Here is a 295-nt window from a genome sequence, read left to right on the forward strand (position 1 = left end):
TGTCCACACAGATGATTGTTATTGTAAAGAGAACAACACTTATTGTTTTGGGTCTGTAGCTCAGCTGGTTAGAGCGCACCCCTGATAAGGGTGAGGTCGGTAGTTCAAATCTACTCAGACCCACCACTTCTTGTCTAATCAAGAAGATGGTTAAAACAGTAAGTACCAGCATATGTGGGGCTATAGCTCAGCTGGGAGAGCGCCTGCCTTGCACGCAGGAGGTCAGCAGTTCGATCCTGCTTAGCTCCACCACTTTTACTTCTTAAAAATAAATATTCTTTATCGGGCCATTAAC

At 44.7% G+C, this 295-nt stretch carries 2 tRNA genes; both read left to right on the top strand.

Annotated elements, in window-relative coordinates:
* Positions 1 to 49: 49 nt before the first annotated feature.
* Positions 50 to 126 (top strand) — tRNA-Ile (locus tag DO88_RS00110).
* Between the two features lie 50 nt (positions 127 to 176).
* A tRNA-Ala gene (locus DO88_RS00105) sits at positions 177 to 252 on the top strand.
* Positions 253 to 295 lie beyond the last annotated feature (43 nt).

It is taken from the genome of Pseudoalteromonas sp. S3431 (assembly GCF_000690035.1).
Classification (GTDB): domain Bacteria; phylum Pseudomonadota; class Gammaproteobacteria; order Enterobacterales; family Alteromonadaceae; genus Pseudoalteromonas; species Pseudoalteromonas fuliginea.